A 16,964-nucleotide genomic window follows, 5' to 3' on the forward strand; every position below is an offset into this window, starting at 1 on the left:
TATGGCGCTGCACATGGAACCCTACTTCAAGCACCACGTCTTCTTCTGCTGCAACCAGCGCGAAGCCCCCGACTCCTGCTGCAACAACCATGGCGCCAGCCGTCTGCAGGCGTACGCCAAGGACCGCATCGCCAAGCTCGGTCTCAAGGGCCAGGGCAAGGTGCGCATCAACAAGGCCGGCTGCCTCGACCGCTGCGACGACGGTCCCGTGCTGGTCGTCTACCCGGAAGGCACCTGGTACACCTTCGTGGACGAGTCCGACATCGATGAAATCATCAGCGAGCACATCCAGAACGGCCGCATCGTTGAGCGCCTGAAGGTATGAACGCCCCTGCCGGCCCTACGCTGGTCGACGGCCCCGTCGGCCCCATCGAAGTCCTCATCGACCAGCCCGACAGCGTGCGGGGCATCGCGCTGGTGGCCCACCCGCACCCGCTGTTCGGTGGCGCCAATACCAACAAGGTGGCCTATACGCTGGCACGTACGCTTCGCGATCTGGGCTACTGCGCGCTGCGCCCCAACTTCCGCGGTGTCGGCAAGACAGCCGGTACACACGACCAGGGTCAGGGCGAAACCGACGACATGCTGGCCGTGCTCGACTGGGCTCGCCGCAACTGGCCTGACGCCGCAGGCACCACGGTGCTGGCCGGATTCTCGTTCGGTGCCTATGTGCAGACCCGCGTAGCCCACCGCCTCGCCGACGCCGGCACACCCGTCAAACGCATGATCCTCGTCGGCACAGCTGCCGGTCATGTCGAAGGTGCACGCCAGTACGACACCGCCGCCGTCGGCCCCGACACCCTGGTCATCCACGGCTCGAAGGACGAGACCGTGCCGCTGCAGAACGTGCTGGCCTGGGCCGAGCCGCTGGAGGTGCCCGTCGTCGTAGTGCCCGGTGCCGACCACTTCTTCCATGCCCGCCTGCACATCATCCGCGACATCATCAACCGCGCATCCTGCGAATGCGCCTGAGAGGACGGCTACCATGAAGCTCATCGGTTCCTACACCAGCCCCTATGTGCGCAAGGTGCGCATCGCGCTCATCGAGAAGGGACTGGAAGCGGAGTTCATCAACGATCCGCCATGGGAGCTCAGCACGCACGTGCCCGACTTCAACCCGCTGGGCAAGGTGCCCGCGCTGGTGACCGACGCCGGTGACGTGCTGTTCGACTCCAACATCCTGCTCGAATACCTCGAACTGCAGGGCGGCGCTGTGCCGCTCTTTCCGGCAGACAAGCGCGATGCGCTGGTCGTGCGCCAGCTCGCGACGCTGGCCGACGGCGTCTGCGATGCCGGCGTAGCCATCGTCCTCGAAGGCCGCCGCCCCGCAGACAAGCAGGTGCCGGACTGGATCGCGCGCCAACAGGGCAAGATAGAACGCGGCCTCACTGCGCTGGAGCGCCAGGCCACGGGCCGCGAATTCCTTTTCGGCAATTCCCTGACTGCCGCAGACGTCGCCACGGGCTGCATGCTGCTGTGGCTGGACTTCCGCCTCCCGACGTTCGACTGGCGCAGCAAGCACCCCGCCCTCGTCGCACTGACCACACGCCTGTCGGCACGCGACAGCTTTTCACAGACCATCCCGAAAGCCTGAGATGAGATATCTGCTCCTGGGTCTCGTCGCCCTGCTGTGCCTGCAACTGCCGGCCCACGCTGACGAACTGACCGCCGAAAAACGCGCCGACATCCGCAAGATGATGGAAGCCTCCGGCTCTGCCCGCATCGGCCAGCAGATGGGTCGCCTCGCACAACAGGCCCTGCGCCAGTCGATGCGCAACTGCACCAACTGCACGCCGCGTACTTTCGAAATTCTCGACAAGGAAGTCGACAAGCTCTTTGTCACCCGCTCGCTCGCCAAAGGCGAGCTGGTCGACCGCATGGTCGAGGTCTATCACAAGCATTTCTCGGCCGCCGAAGTGCGCGAGCTGCTGGCCTTCTACACCTCCCCGCTCGGCAAGCGCGTCTCGGCCGTCACGCCGCAGATCGCGCAGGAGAGCCTGGCGCTTGGTCAGGAATGGGGACGCGGCCTGATGGACGAACTGCAGAAGAACTTCCGCGCCTCGCTGGCGGCCGCCAAGCTGCCCTATCCCGAAGTCAACGCCGCCATGCCGCCGCCTGCCGTGGGTGCGCCGCGCCAGGTGCCCTGAGCGCTGGCAATGCAGCCCAACTCCGTCCTGCTGGTCGTCTGCAACACGCCTGACGCCGACACCGCGCGCAAGATCGCCAGTGCGCTGGTCGAGCGCCGGCTCGCCGCCTGCGTCAACATCCTAGCCCCCTGCCAGTCGGTGTATCGCTGGCAGGGAGAGGTCGAAGACAGCAGCGAAGTCCCATTGCTGATCAAGACCACCACTGCGCGCTACGGCGCACTGGAAGCCGCCATCTGCGCACTGCACCCCTACGAAGTACCGGAGATCATTGCCCTGCCCGTGTCGCATGGCCTGCCGGACTACATGAGCTGGGTGCTGGCGGAAACTTCTCACCACGAAGCGGGTCACTGAACGACCCCGACCCATCCTGCCCGCCATGTACTGTCCGCCGTTACGACGCGCCCGCGTCGCATTCGTCTCCCTGCTTGCCTGCATCCTCGGTTTCGCCCTCCCCGTCGCTCACGCGGTAGAGGAGCCCCTGCCGCCCGATCAGGCCTTCCGCATGCAGGCGACGCTGCAGGCCGATGAGACGGCCAGCCTGCGCTTCACGGTGGCGCCGGGTTACTACCTGTACCTCAACAAGTTCCAGTTCCGTGGCGAAGATGGCCTGCAGCTGACAGGCGCGCCCCGCTACCCGCAAGGCGAGGCGCACGAAGACCGCTTCTTCGGCCGCCAGACCATCTTCCGCGAACAGTTCGACGTGAACGTGCCAGTGCGCATCGACGGCAAATCGCCGCGTCTTGTGGCCACGGTGCAAGGCTGTTCGGAAGCACTGGGCGTCTGCTACCCCCCCACCGACATCGCCGTTGAGCTGGCGCTGTTCAGCAAGGCGCCGACCAGTACCGGCGGCCTGATGCCGGGGCTTGAGCGACCGGCGACAGGCATGATGGACACACCTGGCGCCAGCCTGCAGACGCCGCCCGCCGTAATCGTGGATGACGAAGAAAGCGGCCGCCTCGGCCGCCTGCTGAGTGCCGGCTCACTGCTGCCCATCGTACTGGCCTTCTTCGGCCTCGGCCTGCTGCTGGCTTTCACGCCCTGCGTGCTGCCAATGGTGCCCATCCTGTCGAGCATCATCGTCGGCAAGGCCGACAACATCGACCGCCTGCGCGCCCTTAAGCTCAGCACAGCCTACGTGCTGGGCATGGCCATCACCTATGCACTGGCTGGCGTGCTGGCTGGGCTCAGCGGCGCCTCGCTGGCGCTGTGGCTGCAGAACATCTGGGTGCTCGGCGCTTTCGCGCTGGTCTTCGTGCTGCTGGCTCTGCCCATGTTCGGTTTGTTCGAACTGCAGATGCCTGCCGCGCTGCAAAGCCGGTTGGCCAGCGTCGCCAATCGCCAGCAAGGCTCGCTGCCCGGCGTCACCCTGATGGGAGCTGTGTCGGCCCTCATCGTCGGCCCCTGCATGACCGCCCCGCTGGCCGCCGCCCTGCTGTCCATTGCGCAGACCGGCAATGCCACCGTCGGCGGCGTGGCCCTGTTCGCCATGGCGCTCGGCATGGGCGTGCCGCTGATTGTGGTCGGCGTCATGGCGCGCCATTGGCTGCCCAAGCCCGGTCCGTGGATGGATCTGGTCAAGGGCTTCTTCGGCTGGCTGTTGCTGGCTACCGCGCTGTGGCTCCTCTACCCCGTGCTGCCGCCCAGACTGCTTTGGCTCTGCGTTGCCGCGCTGCTGGCCTTGCCGGCCATACTGCTCTTGCGGCGCAGCCACACGGCGGCCCTGGCTGCTCGACGCCGCCTGCGGATCGCCAGCGCGCTTTTCGGGCTGGCTGCCGCCAGCACCGTGGTGTTCGCGGTCTGGCAATCGCGCCTGCAGGCCGAACAAGTCGGCCCCAGCTTCGCGACCGTGCAAACACTGGACGAGCTGCAGGCCCGCCTCGCCGCAGCGCCCGGCCCAGTGATGCTCGATGTCTATGCCGACTGGTGCGTGTCGTGTCGCGAACTGGAGCACTACACCTTCCGCGACCCGGCGGTCGCGCATCGGCTCAGCGGCTTCACCCTGCTGCGTGCTGACGTCACGCAGAACAACGAAGAAAACCGCGCGCTGCTCAAGGCCTTCCAGCTGCATGCGCCGCCGGCCATGCTGTTCTTCCGCAACGGGCAGCTCAATACGCGCGTTGTCGGCTTCCGCGACGCAAAGGCATTGCTGTCGGTGCTGGATCGCCAGCTCGAACGCTGAGACCCTGACCATGATCGAACGCTACAACCCCGGCCCGCGTTACTCCGACGCCACGCTGTTCAACGGCGTACTCTATCTCGTCGAAGTACCGGCGACGACCGAAGGCGACATCCGCAGCCAGACGAAGAGCATGCTCGATGCGCTGGAGAGCACGCTGGCGCTGGCGGGCACGCGCCGCGACCGGCTGCTGATGGCCACTATCTACCTCGTCGACATGGCCGACTACGCCGGCATGAACGAGGTATGGGAGGCCTGGCTGGCGCCGGGCACCGCCCCCGCACGCGCCTGTGTGCAGGTCGCGGGTCTGGCTCAGCCTGGCTGGCGGGTGGAAATCGCCGTCACCGCCGCTTACGGGCTGGACTGAAGCTCAGACGAAGAGCGTGCCTTCGCCAATGACGACGGCTGTTCCGCCTACGCGGATGGCCGTGATGTGGCCGCCGGCCTTGTCCGCTTCGATGTAGATCTGGCTGGGCCGGCCCATGTCGTAACCCTGCCATACCTCCCAGCGGAAAGCCCCGTCCGCCGCCGGTTCGCGCGCTGCGAGGTACCCCGCCAGCGCTGCAGCAGCCGCGCCCGTGGCCGGGTCTTCGATGAAGCCGAACGAGGGCGAGAAGACGCGCACATGGATGCGGCGTGGCTCGTGAGGGTCGCGCACGAAGACGCACAGCGAGCGCGCCCAGCTCCTGGCTGCCCACATTTGATACGAGCTCATGTCCAGCTGCAGCTGCGACAGGCTAGCCAGCCGCTCCAGCGGCACGAAATGGAACGGTACGCCGCAGCTCACGGCATCCGGGCCGAAATGACCTTCACTGACGTCTTCCGGCATCAGGCCAACGATGCCGGCAAGGATCTCGGACGACAGCGAGGGGCCGAACTCCGGCAGGATCGCGGTGGTGAACTGGCAGAAAGCCGGCTCACCGTTGCGCATTTCGATGCGGATCGGCACATCGCCGATCTTTTCCGAGAAAACGATTTCGTTTACGCCATCCTGCAGCGGAATGAGCTTGCGCGAAGCCAGCACGTGCGCTGTGCCGATGGTGGGGTGGCCCGCAAACGGCAACTCGACCGCCGGCGCAAAAATCCGCACCCCGCACTGCGCGCCCTCGCCCGGAGCGCAGACGAAAGCCGTCTCGGAAAGGTTGAATTCACAGGCGATGCGCTGCATCTCCTGGTCGGTCAGACAGTCGCCATCGGGGATGACAGCCAGCGGGTTGCCGCTGAAGGTCTCCCGCGTAAAGACATCCGCGATGAAATATCTGACCGCTTTTTTCTCTGCTTTCATGTCGCCCGATTGCCTGCTTTTCGATCCGCCCAGCTGCTGAACACCTGACGCGGTTCTTTCATTCCCACATATGCGGCACCCGGCCACAGCAGCCACTCCCCGGCTGCTCTTCGCGAAGACTTCGCATGCGCATCCAGCACCCTCTACGGGGCTCAGGACCTTGCCGTTCAGACATTACCCCAATTCCAGCAAGGTTTTACCGCGCAGCACATGTTTTCACAGATGTGCTGGCAAATGCTGCACTTGCATCAGTGGCAGCTTAAAATAGACAGCTCCGCTCGATACGAGCCATCCGCCATACGGCCCCGAATGCAAGCCTCCCCAGAATTCAATACCGCACAGCCTTCCGACAAGGCCCGGCTGCGCGAAATTCCGTACAACTACACCTCGTTCTCCGACCGCGAAATCGTCATTCGCCTGCTCGGCCCGGCGATGTGGGAGGTGCTGGAATCCCTGCGCGCAGAGCGCGTGACCGGTCGCTCGGCACGCATGCTCTACGAAGTCCTGGGCGATATCTGGGTCGTGCAGCGCAACCCCTATCTCGAAGACGACCTGGTGGACAACCGCAACCGCCGCGGTGCCCTCATCGGCGCCCTGCGCCACCGTCTCGACGAAGTCGAACGCCGCCGCAAGGAGTCCGAAGCCACCGACCCGGATCGTGCTGCAAAGGTAGCGCAACTGGTCAATGCTGCCAATAAGGCTATTGACACCTTTTCGGCGCACTTCGAAAAGACGTACGACCTGCGCAAGCGCGCCCAGAAGCTGCTGGCCCGCCACACGCGCAAGGACAACATCTGCTTCGACGGCTACGCGCGCGTCTCCCACGTCACCGATGCCACCGACTGGCGCGTCGAGTACCCCTTCGTGGTGCTCTACCCGGACACGGAGGAAGAGATCGGCCACCTCGTACGCGACTGCATCGAGCTGGGCCTGACCATCATTCCGCGCGGCGGTGGCACGGGCTACACCGGCGGCGCCGTACCGCTGTCGCCCTACTCGGCCGTCATCAACACCGAGAAGCTCATTGATCTCGGCAAGGTCGAGTACAAGACCCTGCCCGGCCTGACCGAACCGTATGCCACCGTCTTCACCGGCGCAGGCCTGGTTACGCGTCGCGTCATGGAAGCGGCCGAAGGGGCTGGCCTCGTCTTCGCCTGCGATCCGACCTCGGCTGACGCCTCGTGCATCGGCGGCAACGTCGCGATGAATGCTGGTGGCAAGAAGGCTGTGCTGTGGGGTACCGCACTCGACAATCTCGCCTCGTGGAAGATGGTGACGCCCGACGGCAACTGGCTCGAAGTCGTGCGCCTCAACCACAACCTCGGCAAGATCCACGATCAGGAAAAGGTCGAGTTCCTGCTCAAGCGCTTTGACCCATCGGGCAAGAAGCTGCTGAGCGAAGAGACCATCACCATGTCGGGGCCGCAGTTCCGCAAGGTCGGTCTGGGCAAGGACGTCACGGACAAATTCCTCGGCGGCGTACCGGGCATCCAGAAAGAAGGCTGCGACGGCATCATCACGTCCGCCGTGTGGATCTTGCACAAGATGCCCCCGCACTCACGCACCGTCTGCCTGGAGTTCTACGGTCAGGTGCGAGAGGCCGTGCCCGCCATTGTCGAGATCAAGGACTACATCGACAGCCTGCCCAAGACCGGGGACAAGCGCGTGCTGCTGGCCGGCCTCGAACACCTTGATGAGCGCTATGTGAAGGCCGTCGGCTATGCGACCAAGGCCAAGCGCCACGGCCGCCCGAAGATGGTGCTGATCGGAGACATCGTCGGTGACGACGAGAGCGCCGTCGCCAAGGCCACGTCCGAAGTCGTTCGCATCTGCAACGCACGGGGCGCTGAAGGCTTCATTGCCGCCTCGCCCGAGATGAGCAAGAAGTTCTGGCTCGACCGCGGTCGCACCGCCGCCATCGCCAAGCACACCAACGCCTTCAAGATCAACGAGGACGTCGTGATCCCGCTGCCGCGCATGGGCGATTACTGCGACGGCATCGAGCGCATCAACATCGAGCTGTCGATCAAGAACAAGCTCAAGCTCGCCGACGCCATCGCCCACTTCCTCGACGGCGAGCTGCCGTTGCGCGTCGACGACTCCAACATAGAAAAAGAAGTGCTGATCGGCGACCGCCGGGCGCGCGCGCTGGAGGCGGTCTCGTTGGTACGCAGCCGCTGGCAGTGGATTCTCGACAATCTCGACACCCCCCTGGCATCGGCCGAACAACGCTTTGCCGAACTGGGTATCGAGGCCGGCGAGCTGACCAATCGCGCTGCGGATCCGATATTGTTCCACCGTGTGCAGGACTACTCGGTCCGCATCTCCTGGAAGGTTGAGCTGAAGGAAGCCATCGAAGAGATCTTCGAAGGCAACCTGTACCGTCCGCTGATCGAAAAGCTCGACGCGATCCAGAAGGAAGTGCTGCGCGGCCGCGTTTTCGTCGCCCTGCACATGCATGCCGGCGACGGCAATGTGCACACCAACCTGCCGGTGAACTCCGATCACTACGAGATGCTGCAGGAGGCCAACGCGGCGGTCGTGCGCATCATGGCGCTGGCACGCTCACTGGGCGGCGTGATCTCGGGCGAACACGGCATCGGCATCACCAAGCTGGAATTCCTCTCCGACGAGGAAGTTGCACCTTTCCGTGCCTACAAGAACAAGGTCGACCCGGAGGGGCGCTTCAACAAGGGCAAGCTGATGCCTGGCGGTGATCTCACGCACGCCTACACGCCGAGCTTCGGCCTGATGGGGCATGAGTCCATCATCATGCAGCAGAGCGATATCGGCGCCATCTCCGATTCGGTCAAGGACTGCCTGCGCTGCGGCAAGTGTAAGCCCGTGTGCTCGACCCACGTGCCCCGCGCCAACCTGCTCTACTCGCCGCGTAACAAGATCCTCGCCACCTCGCTGCTGATCGAAGCCTTCCTCTATGAGGAGCAGACGCGTCGTGGCGTGTCGATCAAGCACTGGGAAGAGTTCGAAGACGTCGCCGATCACTGCACGATCTGCCACAAGTGCTACAACCCCTGCCCCGTGGACATCGACTTCGGCGACGTGTCGATGAACATGAGGAACCTCTTGCGCAAGATGGGCAAGCAGAGCTTCAACCCGGCCAAGACCCTGGCCATGGCCTTCCTCAACACGACCTCGCCCGAGCGCATCAAGATCCTGCGCAAGGTGTCGATCGAGTGGGCCTACAAGGCACAGCGCCTCGGCAACCGCGTGCTCGGCAAGCTTGGCCGCAAGCAGGCTGACGCGCCACCGGCCTCGCTCGGCAAGCCGGCGATGAAGGCGCAGGTGATCCACTTCATCAACAAGAAGATGCCGGGCAAGCTGCCCAACAAGACGGCGCGCGCCCTGCTCGACATCGAGGACCCGGAAGTCGTGCCGGTGATCCGTGACCCGCAGAAGACCAGGGCCGATACGGAGGCCGTCTTCTACTTCCCGGGTTGCGGATCGGAGCGCCTGTTCTCGCAGGTCGGTCTCGCCACGCAAGCCATGCTCTATCACGTCGGAGTGCAGACCGTACTGCCCCCGGGTTACCTCTGCTGTGGCTACCCGCAGCGCGGCGGCGGCCAGTACGACAAGGCCGAGAAGATCACCACCGACAACCGCGTGCTGTTCCACCGCGTGGCCAACACGCTCAACTACCTCGACATCAAGACTGTCGTGGTGAGCTGCGGCACCTGCTACGACCAGCTCACGATGTACCAGTTCGAGAAGATCTTCCCGGGCTGCCGCCTCATCGACATCCACGAGTACCTGCTCGAAAAGGGCGTCAAGCTCGAAGGCGTCACCGGTACGCGCTACATGTACCACGACCCCTGCCACACACCGATGAAACTGCAGGACCCGATGAAGACCGTCAACGCGCTGATCACCACCGACGACGCGACCAAGGTCATCAAGTCCGACCGCTGCTGCGGCGAAGCCGGCACGCTGGCCGTCGCCCGCCCCGACATCTCGACCCAAGTGCGTTACCGCAAGGAAGAAGAGATCCTCAAAGGCGCCGACAAGCTGCGCGAAGACGGCTTCACCGGCAAGGTGAAGATGCTCACCTCATGCCCGGCCTGCCTGCAGGGTCTGCAGCGTTATGAGGACGACGTGGAAGGCGGCATCGACGCCGACTACATCGTCATCGAGATGGCCAAGCGCCTGCTCGGCGAAAACTGGATGCCCGAGTACGTCGAGCGCGCCAATAACGGCGGCATCGAACGCGTCCTGCTGTAAGCACTCCTCACCGAGGCATGGCCCAGCGCCATGCCTCGCGTATTCCTGCCTCTGCAACAACCTTTCCTGAGCATCGAACGATGTCCGAACACGCCACCACGTCCGAACTGATCGCCCGCTTCGAGCTCTGGCTCGCCGAAGCCGGCAAGACCGAACCCAACGACCCGAACGCCATGTCGCTCGCGACCGTCGGCACAGATGGCATGCCTTCCGTGCGCATGGTGCTGCTCAAGCATGCCGATGACGCCGGCTTTGTCTTCTACACCAACCTGGGCAGCCAGAAGGGGCAGGAGCTCAAAGCCAATCCGCAAGCTGCCGTGTGCTTCCACTGGAAGAGCCTGCAACGCCAGGTCCGCGTGCAAGGCAAAGTCGAACCGGTCAGCGCAGCGGAGGCCGACGCCTACTTCGCCAGCCGAGCACGCGATTCACGCATCGGTGCCTGGGCCTCGAAGCAGTCGCAACCGCTGGAAGGCCGCTTCGCGCTGGAAAAGCGCGTCGCCGAGTACGCGCTCAAGTTCGGCCTTGGCGACATTCCGCGCCCTGAATTCTGGTCCGGTTTTCGCATCGTTCCGAGCGTGATCGAATTCTGGCAAGCCGGCGCCTTCCGCCTGCACGACCGCAGCCGCTACGTACGCCTCACCGGCCACGACTGGCAAGGCTCGCCCCTGTTTCCCTGAGTATTCCCGAGGACCCCATGAGCTACCACCCGCAAGACCTGCTGCGACAGAACCGTGCCTGGGCCGCTTCCATGCTGCAAAGCGACCCCGACTTCTTCGACCGCCTGCGCACACAGCAAACGCCGGAATACCTGTGGATTGGCTGCGCCGATAGCCGCGTACCCGCCAATGAAATCACCGGTCTCGCGCCCGGCGAAGTATTCGTGCACCGGAATGTCGCCAACGTCGTCGTGCACACCGATCTCAATTGCCTGTCAGCCATGCAGTTTGCTGTCGACGTCCTCAAGGTCAAGCACATCCTCGTTGTCGGCCACTACGGCTGTGGCGGCGTCAAGGCCGCCCTCAACAACCTGCGCGTGGGCCTCGCCGACAACTGGATCCGCCACGTGCAGGACGTACGCGACAAGTTCCGCACACAGCTCGAAGCACATGCCGCCCCCGTCTCCAAGCTGGATCGCCTGTGCGAGCTGAATGTGGTCGAACAGGTGCTCAACGTCTGCGAAACCACGGTCATGCGCGACGCCTGGGAGCGCGGCCAGGACGTCTCGGTGCACGGCTGGATCTATGGTGTCGCGGACGGCATCCTGCGTGACCTGGGCGTCAGCGTCGAGAAGGAGAGCGAGCTGCTGGACAGCTACACCGCGGCGGTGCAGGAAATCTGCAAGCGCGTCTGATCCGGCCCGCAGACCACCGGCCAGCGCCCATGCTGGCCGCGCGGTTATACTCCGGCTCGCTCCCATTCAGGAACGACACAATGAATCGCCGTCCCCGGACAAGCATTCCCCCCCGCCTGCAAGCCGGCAACACGGTCGCAGGCATCCTGATCGGCCTGCTGATCGGCGTCCTGATCGCTGCGGGCATCGCGCTCTATATCAACTTCGGCAACAAGCCCTTCACGCAGCCGACGCCGAACACCACGCAAAGCGCGCCTGTCGCCAGCAGCGAGCCCCGCTCGCTACCGGGCAAACCCGGCGACAAGCCGGTCGACAAGCCCAGCTACGACTTCTACAAGATTCTGCCAGGCGGTGATGCCGCATCCGTGCCGCCCGCAGCTTCGACGCCGGCTACGGAACCTGTCGCCGCCGACAAGATCTATCTGCAGGCGGGTGCCTTCCAGGACCCTGCCGACGCTGACAACCTCAAGGCCAGACTGGCGCTGATGGGGCTGGAAGCCGGCGTGCAGAAAGTGGATACGGCCGACAAGGGCGTCCTGCAACGCGTGCGGGTCGGCCCGTTCGCCAGTGACGCCGATATGGAAGCCGCCCGCGCCCGGCTGGCGCAGGAGGGCATCGAATCGATGCCCGTGCGCGTCAAGCCGCGCAAGTAAATCGTTGCTGCACAGTAGTTGCTGACAAATATCCAAGGAGAAACCATGTTCCGCCGCACCCTCATGAAGGCCGCCTTTGCCGCAACACTGCTGGGCCTCGCCGGCATCAGCCAGGCCGCCACCGTTGGCAAGGATTACGAGCTGCTGTCGCCTGCCCAACCCGGCGGCACCAACGGCCAGATCGAAGTCGTCGAGTTCTTCTCCTTCGGCTGCCCGCACTGTGCCAACCTCGAACCCAAGCTCGAAAAATGGCGTGCCGAACAAGCCAAGGACGTTGTGCTGGTACGCGTCCCCGTCATCTTCCGCAAGGAATGGCAGCCCCTCGCCCGCATGCACTACACGCTCGAAGCCATGGGCCTCAGCGACAAGCTGAGCGGCGCCGTTTTCGACGCCATCCACAAGAACTATGTGCGTATGGATGACGAAGCCAAGCGCAACGAATGGCTCGCCAAGCAAGGCGTCGACGTCAAGAAGTTCAACGACACCTGGCGCTCATTCGGCATCGACGCACAGATGCGCCGCGCCACGCAGATGGCCGAGAAATACAAGATCCAGAGCGTGCCCGCGCTTTACGTCGACGGTCAGTACTTCGTCCGCAACAAGGACGAAAAGATGCCTGAAGACCAGACCCACACCAAGAACCTCGCCACCGCCACCGAGCTCATCAACATGGTGCGCGCCAGCAAGTCCAAGAAGTGAGCCAGCCGCCGCTGCGCGTCTTCCTGACCGGCGCATCGAGCGGTATCGGTGAGGCCCTTGCCCGTCACTACGCCGGGCAAGGCGCACAACTCGGCCTCGTGGCGCGCCGCGCCGACAAGCTGAGCGCGCTGATCGACAGCCTGCCGGGCGGCGCAGCCCAGCACATCGCCCTCTCCGCCGACGTCGCTGACAGCAGCAGCGTCGCTGCTGCGGCCAGGCAATACCTCGAGCGCTTCGGCCTGCCCGACATCGTGATCGCCAATGCCGGCATCTCTGTCGGCACGCTCACCGAAGAGGTGCAGGACTACAGCCCCTTTGAAGCCGTGTTGCGCACCAATGTGCTGGGCGTGGTCGCAACCTTCCAGCCTTTTGCAGGTGCCATGCGCGCACGCGGCCACGGCCGGCTGGTCGGCATCTCGTCCGTCGCCGGCGTGCGCGGCATTCCGGGTGCCGGAGCCTATAGCGCCTCCAAGGCCGCCGTCAGCCGCTACCTCGAAAGCCTGCGCGTCGAGATGCGCGGCAGCGGCGTCTCCGTCATCGACATCCGCCCCGGTTATATCCGCACGCCGATGACCGACGTCAACAGCTACCCCATGCCCTTCATCCTGCCGGCAGAGGAAGCTGCGAAGCGCTTTGCACGCGCCATCGCGGCCAACGCCTCACAGGCCACCATTCCCTGGCAGATGGGTCTTGTCGCACGTGTGCTGAACGTCCTGCCCAACGCGATCTTCGACTACCTGTTCTCCAAGGCTGGCCGCAAGCCGCGCAATCTCATCGGCTAATAGCGCCTCACGCGCCACAGCACGCACAACAAAAAGCCGACCCGCAGGTCGGCTTTTTGTTTATTTTTTGAGGTGGTCAGGATCCGTAGCGAGAGGCCGTCAGCGGGGTGAAGAGCAGCAGAGGAACCGGAGTGTATCGAGATACATGAGGATTCCGAGCAGCGCATGAGCCCCGATCACGGCCTCGCAGTAGGATCATGACCGCCTCAAGCAGCGTGCTTCATCTGCTTTTGATAGAGGAACTCAAGGATCGCCGCACGGTAGTCGGCAAAGCGTGGGTCGTGCGCCAGCTCCAGACGGCTGCGCGGCTTCTCCAGCTTCACTTCGAGGATTTCGCCGATCGTTGCCGCCGGGCCGTTGGTCATCATGACCACACGATCAGACAGCAGCACCGCTTCATCCACATCGTGCGTCACCATCACCACGGTGGCACCGGTCTTCTGCATCACGCCGATCAGCTCGTCCTGCAGGCTGGCACGCGTCAGCGCATCCAGCGCACCGAAGGGCTCATCCATAAGCAGGATCTTGGGTTCGATGGCAAACGCCCGCGCAATCCCGACGCGTTGCTTCATGCCGCCCGAAATCTCGTGGGGCATCTTGTGCATGGCGTGATCCATGTGGACCATCTCCAGTGCGGCGCGCGTGCGCTCCTTGAGCTTGGCCTTGCCCTCCTGGGCGCCGAACACGCGCTCTACGCCGAGCATCACGTTCTCGAAACAGCTCAACCAGGGCAGCAGCGAGTGGTTCTGGAACACCACGCCACGCTCGGGGCCAGGGCCCGCGATTTCGCGACCATTGCAGATCAGCACGCCCGAGCTGGGCAGGGTCAGGCCGGCAATCAGGTTCAGCAGCGTCGACTTGCCGCAGCCCGAGTGGCCGATCAGCGTGATCACCTCGCCTTCGCTGATGTTGAGGTTGATGTCGCGCAATGCCACGAACGTGCCATTCTTGGTCTCGAAGCGCATGCCGACGTCTTGAACTTGTACCAGTGGTTTCATGATTCAGTCCTCAGTTGCTGGCGTAGGAGAAGCGCTTGGCGATCTGCAGCAAGGTCAGCTCCAGCAGCAGGCCGACGATACCGATCACGAAGATCGCAATGACGATGTGTTCCACCTTCAGGTTGTTCCACTCGTCCCACACCCAGAAGCCGATACCCACGCCACCGGTCAGCATTTCGGCCGCCACGATCACCAGCCAGGCTGTGCCGATGGACAGGCGGATACCGGTCAGCATGTAGGGCAACACAGCCGGGAACAGGATCTTGGTGAGAATCTTGAACTCCGACAGGTTCAGCACGCGGGCCACGTTCATATAGTCGCTCGGAATACGCTGCACGCCCTGCGCCGTGTTGAGGATCATCGGCCAGATCGAGCAGATGAAGATCGTCCACGTTGCGGCCGGGTCGGCCTTCTTGAATACCAGCAGGCCGATTGGCAGCCAGGCCAGCGGCGACACCGGGCGGAGCAGCGAGATGATCGGGTCCAGCATGCTGCCCATGAACTTGAAGCGCCCCAGCATGAAGCCGACCGGGATACCCACCAGCGCCGCAAAGCCGAAGCCGATGCCGACGCGCTTGAGCGAGGAGAGGATGTTCCAGCCGATACCCTGGTCATTCGGACCGTTGCTGTAGAACGGATCGGAGAACAGCACCACGGCAGCACTCCAGGTCTTGGCCGGCGTCGGGATGCCCTGGGTCTTGATCGCAACGACCTCCCAGATGGCGATCAGCAGTGCCAGCCCGATGAGGGGCGGCAGCACGATGCGGGCGATATTCTTCAGCCGCTCACGCAGTTCGCTACGCTTGGCGACGGGAGCCGCCGGTGCGGCAGGGGCGACGGGTGCTGCGGCAACAGCCTGCACGGGCGTCGCAGCGTTGGCGGGTGCGGTCGAGGAAAAGGTCGGGGTTTGCGAGATGCTCATCGTGGCGCTACTCATTCTGGTTACTCCTGTGGGAGATCGGGAAACCGACACCGGTGCGCTTGTGGCGCACCGGTGTCATCGCCATCAGGCCTTGATCTTGAAGCTTGCGGCGTACTTCTTCGGGTCCTTGCCGTCCCACACCACGCCGTCGACGAGCTTGGACGTGCGCATATCGGACTTGGGAATCGGAGCCTTGACGATGGCGGCAGCCTCCTTGTAGAGCGCCGTCTGGTTGATCTGCTTGGCAACAGCCAGATAATCGACGTCTTCCTTCAGCAGACCCCAGCGCTTGTGCTGGGTCAGGAACCACATGCCATCGGACAGCCAGGGGAAGTTCACTTGCCCGTCGTTGTAGAACTTCATGTAGTTCTTCTCTGACCAGCTCTTGCCCAGACCATCTTCATACTGACCCACCATGCGACCGCGAATGACGTCGGAATCGGTATTGACGTAGGACTTGGCCGACACCACGTCAGCTGTCTCGCTGCGGTTCTTGGCGCTGGCATCGATCCACATCGAGGCTTCGAGGATCGCGCAGACCATGGCACGAGCAGTCTTCGGATACTTCTTCACGAATTCAGCCGTGGTACCAAGAATCTTCTCGGGGTGGTCCTGCCAGATATCCTGTGTCGTGATAGCGGTGAAGCCGATCTTGTCGACAATGGCGCGCATGCCCCAGGGTTCGCCCACGCAGAAACCATCCATGTTGCCGACGCGCATGTTGGCCACCATTTGCGGCGGAGGCACAACGATGGTCTTCACGTCCTTCATCGGGTCGATGCCGTTGGCCGCCAACCAGTAGTACAGCCACATGGCGTGGGTACCGGTCGGGAAGGTCTGCGCAAAGGTGTATTCCTTCTCTTTCTTGGCAACTAGCTTGGCGAGTGTCTCGCCATTGATGGCGCCCTTGTCCTTCAGCGCGTTCGACAACGAGATGGCCTGACCATTGTTGTTGATGGTCATCAGGTTGGCCATGTCCTTCTTCGGGCCACCAATGCCGAGGTGCACTCCGTAGATGAGGCCGTAGAGCACGTGAGCGGCGTGCAGTTCGCCGTTCACCAGCTTGTCGCGCACGGCCGCCCATGAGGCTTCCTTGGTGGGGTTGATCTTGATGCCGTACTTCTTGTCGAAGCCCTTCACGGCAGCCATCACCACCGATGAACAATCCGTCAGCGGAATGAAACCGATGTTCACTTCCGTCAGCTCAGGGGCGTCCGAGCCCGCAGCCCACGCACCTGACGACGGCAATGTGCTCGCCGCAGCAATGGCGCCGGTCATGGCCGCACCCCGCTTGAGAAAACCGCGCCGACTTGCCTGATCATCAAATTTCTCCGTCATGTTCATCTCCATTGAGGTACCGGGTTTGCACGTGCAAAACGGAAAAAGGCGTCACGACATGACGGACCGATTGACGGTCTCCCATGTCGGACGCCTTTGTCCGCGTGCAGCCGCCATTGGCTCGCACTTGGTCTCTTCTTAGCAGGCAGCGTGCCAGTCAAAGCAAATAACGTAATTTCAATGACTTGCATATGCGCAAGCAGATAAACCACCCGGTGGACGGCTGCTCAGGAACGCACCCATGCGGTGCAGCGCGCACCGTTGTCAGGCTGACCCGGGGGCAAACGAGGGGGCGAAATGCGCGCGTGCGCACAGGCACCAAATGCAGCCGGAGGCCGCAGGGACGGGCAGAAACAGACAGGAAAACAGGAAGAGGG

At 63.6% G+C, this 16,964-nt stretch carries 17 protein-coding genes; 13 read left to right on the forward strand and 4 right to left on the reverse strand.

The features are described from left to right. Window positions 1-13: 13 nt before the first annotated feature. The 7 genes from ABEA02_RS08640 to ABEA02_RS08670 are packed head-to-tail and all read left to right on the forward strand — an operon-like array spanning window position 14 to window position 4,690. Window positions 14-325 carry a (2Fe-2S) ferredoxin domain-containing protein gene (locus ABEA02_RS08640; RefSeq protein ID WP_345532500.1) on the forward strand — a complete coding sequence of 104 codons (312 nt, stop codon included), beginning with the start codon at window positions 14-16 and terminating at the stop codon, window positions 323-325. Beyond that, complete coding sequence (locus tag ABEA02_RS08645; RefSeq protein WP_345532501.1) at window positions 322-972, forward strand: alpha/beta hydrolase; 651 nt, start codon at window positions 322-324, stop codon at window positions 970-972. Before ABEA02_RS08640 ends, ABEA02_RS08645 begins: the two co-directional genes overlap by 4 nt. A 13-nt stretch (window positions 973-985) precedes the next feature. Continuing rightward, on the forward strand, window positions 986-1,594 hold the full coding sequence (locus ABEA02_RS08650; RefSeq protein WP_345532502.1) for a glutathione S-transferase: 609 nt from the start codon (window positions 986-988) through the stop codon (window positions 1,592-1,594). 1 nt (window position 1,595) lies between these two features. Further along, window positions 1,596-2,147, forward strand: coding sequence for a DUF2059 domain-containing protein (locus ABEA02_RS08655; protein WP_345532503.1), 552 nt, complete (start codon window positions 1,596-1,598; stop codon window positions 2,145-2,147). 9 nt (window positions 2,148-2,156) lie between these two features. Beyond that, window positions 2,157-2,498: a divalent-cation tolerance protein CutA gene (gene cutA / locus ABEA02_RS08660; RefSeq protein ID WP_345532504.1), complete on the forward strand. Its 342-nt coding sequence runs from the start codon at window positions 2,157-2,159 to the stop codon at window positions 2,496-2,498. 25 nt (window positions 2,499-2,523) lie between these two features. Further along, complete coding sequence (dsbD, locus tag ABEA02_RS08665; protein ID WP_345532505.1) at window positions 2,524-4,326, forward strand: protein-disulfide reductase DsbD; 1,803 nt, start codon at window positions 2,524-2,526, stop codon at window positions 4,324-4,326. A 10-nt stretch (window positions 4,327-4,336) separates the two neighbouring features. After that, complete coding sequence (locus tag ABEA02_RS08670; protein ID WP_345532506.1) at window positions 4,337-4,690, forward strand: RidA family protein; 354 nt, start codon at window positions 4,337-4,339, stop codon at window positions 4,688-4,690. 3 nt (window positions 4,691-4,693) lie between these two features. On the opposite strand, the gene ABEA02_RS08675 is transcribed toward ABEA02_RS08670, so the two are convergent. Further along, window positions 4,694-5,608: a PhzF family phenazine biosynthesis protein gene (locus ABEA02_RS08675; RefSeq protein WP_345532507.1), complete on the reverse strand. Its 915-nt coding sequence runs from the start codon at window positions 5,606-5,608 to the stop codon at window positions 4,694-4,696. Between the two features lie 309 nt (window positions 5,609-5,917). Here ABEA02_RS08675 and ABEA02_RS08680 point away from each other — a divergent pair, with 309 nt between their 5' ends. From ABEA02_RS08680 to ABEA02_RS08705, 6 genes are all read left to right on the forward strand, one after another. Continuing rightward, window positions 5,918-9,844, forward strand: coding sequence for a DUF3683 domain-containing protein (locus ABEA02_RS08680; protein ID WP_345532508.1), 3,927 nt, complete (start codon window positions 5,918-5,920; stop codon window positions 9,842-9,844). Between the two features lie 80 nt (window positions 9,845-9,924). After that, window positions 9,925-10,521 (forward strand): pyridoxamine 5'-phosphate oxidase, encoded by a 597-nt coding sequence (gene pdxH / locus ABEA02_RS08685; protein WP_345532509.1) that lies wholly within the window; start codon window positions 9,925-9,927, stop codon window positions 10,519-10,521. Between the two features lie 17 nt (window positions 10,522-10,538). After that, window positions 10,539-11,195: a carbonate dehydratase gene (gene can, locus ABEA02_RS08690; RefSeq protein ID WP_345532510.1), complete on the forward strand. Its 657-nt coding sequence runs from the start codon at window positions 10,539-10,541 to the stop codon at window positions 11,193-11,195. Window positions 11,196-11,275: 80 nt separating this feature from the next. After that, the gene (locus ABEA02_RS08695) at window positions 11,276-11,848 is read left to right on the forward strand and encodes an SPOR domain-containing protein (RefSeq protein ID WP_345532511.1); all 573 of its coding nucleotides are present in this window, start codon (window positions 11,276-11,278) and stop codon (window positions 11,846-11,848) included. Between the two features lie 45 nt (window positions 11,849-11,893). Then, window positions 11,894-12,547, forward strand: coding sequence for a thiol:disulfide interchange protein DsbA/DsbL (locus ABEA02_RS08700; protein ID WP_345532512.1), 654 nt, complete (start codon window positions 11,894-11,896; stop codon window positions 12,545-12,547). After that, the gene (locus ABEA02_RS08705; protein ID WP_345532514.1) at window positions 12,544-13,329 is read left to right on the forward strand and encodes an SDR family oxidoreductase; all 786 of its coding nucleotides are present in this window, start codon (window positions 12,544-12,546) and stop codon (window positions 13,327-13,329) included. The genes ABEA02_RS08700 and ABEA02_RS08705 overlap by 4 nt, the downstream gene beginning before the upstream one ends. Window positions 13,330-13,535: 206 nt before the next feature. Here ABEA02_RS08705 and ABEA02_RS08710 read toward each other — a convergent pair whose 3' ends face one another. From ABEA02_RS08710 to ABEA02_RS08720, 3 genes are all read right to left on the reverse strand, one after another. After that, window positions 13,536-14,327 carry an ABC transporter ATP-binding protein gene (locus tag ABEA02_RS08710; protein WP_345532515.1) on the reverse strand — a complete coding sequence of 264 codons (792 nt, stop codon included), beginning with the start codon at window positions 14,325-14,327 and terminating at the stop codon, window positions 13,536-13,538. Window positions 14,328-14,337: 10 nt separating this feature from the next. Further along, window positions 14,338-15,264, reverse strand: coding sequence for a nitrate ABC transporter permease (ntrB, locus tag ABEA02_RS08715; protein WP_345532516.1), 927 nt, complete (start codon window positions 15,262-15,264; stop codon window positions 14,338-14,340). Between the two features lie 69 nt (window positions 15,265-15,333). Further along, window positions 15,334-16,587 (reverse strand): CmpA/NrtA family ABC transporter substrate-binding protein, encoded by a 1,254-nt coding sequence (locus ABEA02_RS08720; protein WP_345532517.1) that lies wholly within the window; start codon window positions 16,585-16,587, stop codon window positions 15,334-15,336. Window positions 16,588-16,964: the final 377 nt, after the last annotated feature.

This window comes from Viridibacterium curvum (assembly GCF_039544165.1).
Classification (GTDB): domain Bacteria; phylum Pseudomonadota; class Gammaproteobacteria; order Burkholderiales; family Rhodocyclaceae; genus Viridibacterium; species Viridibacterium curvum.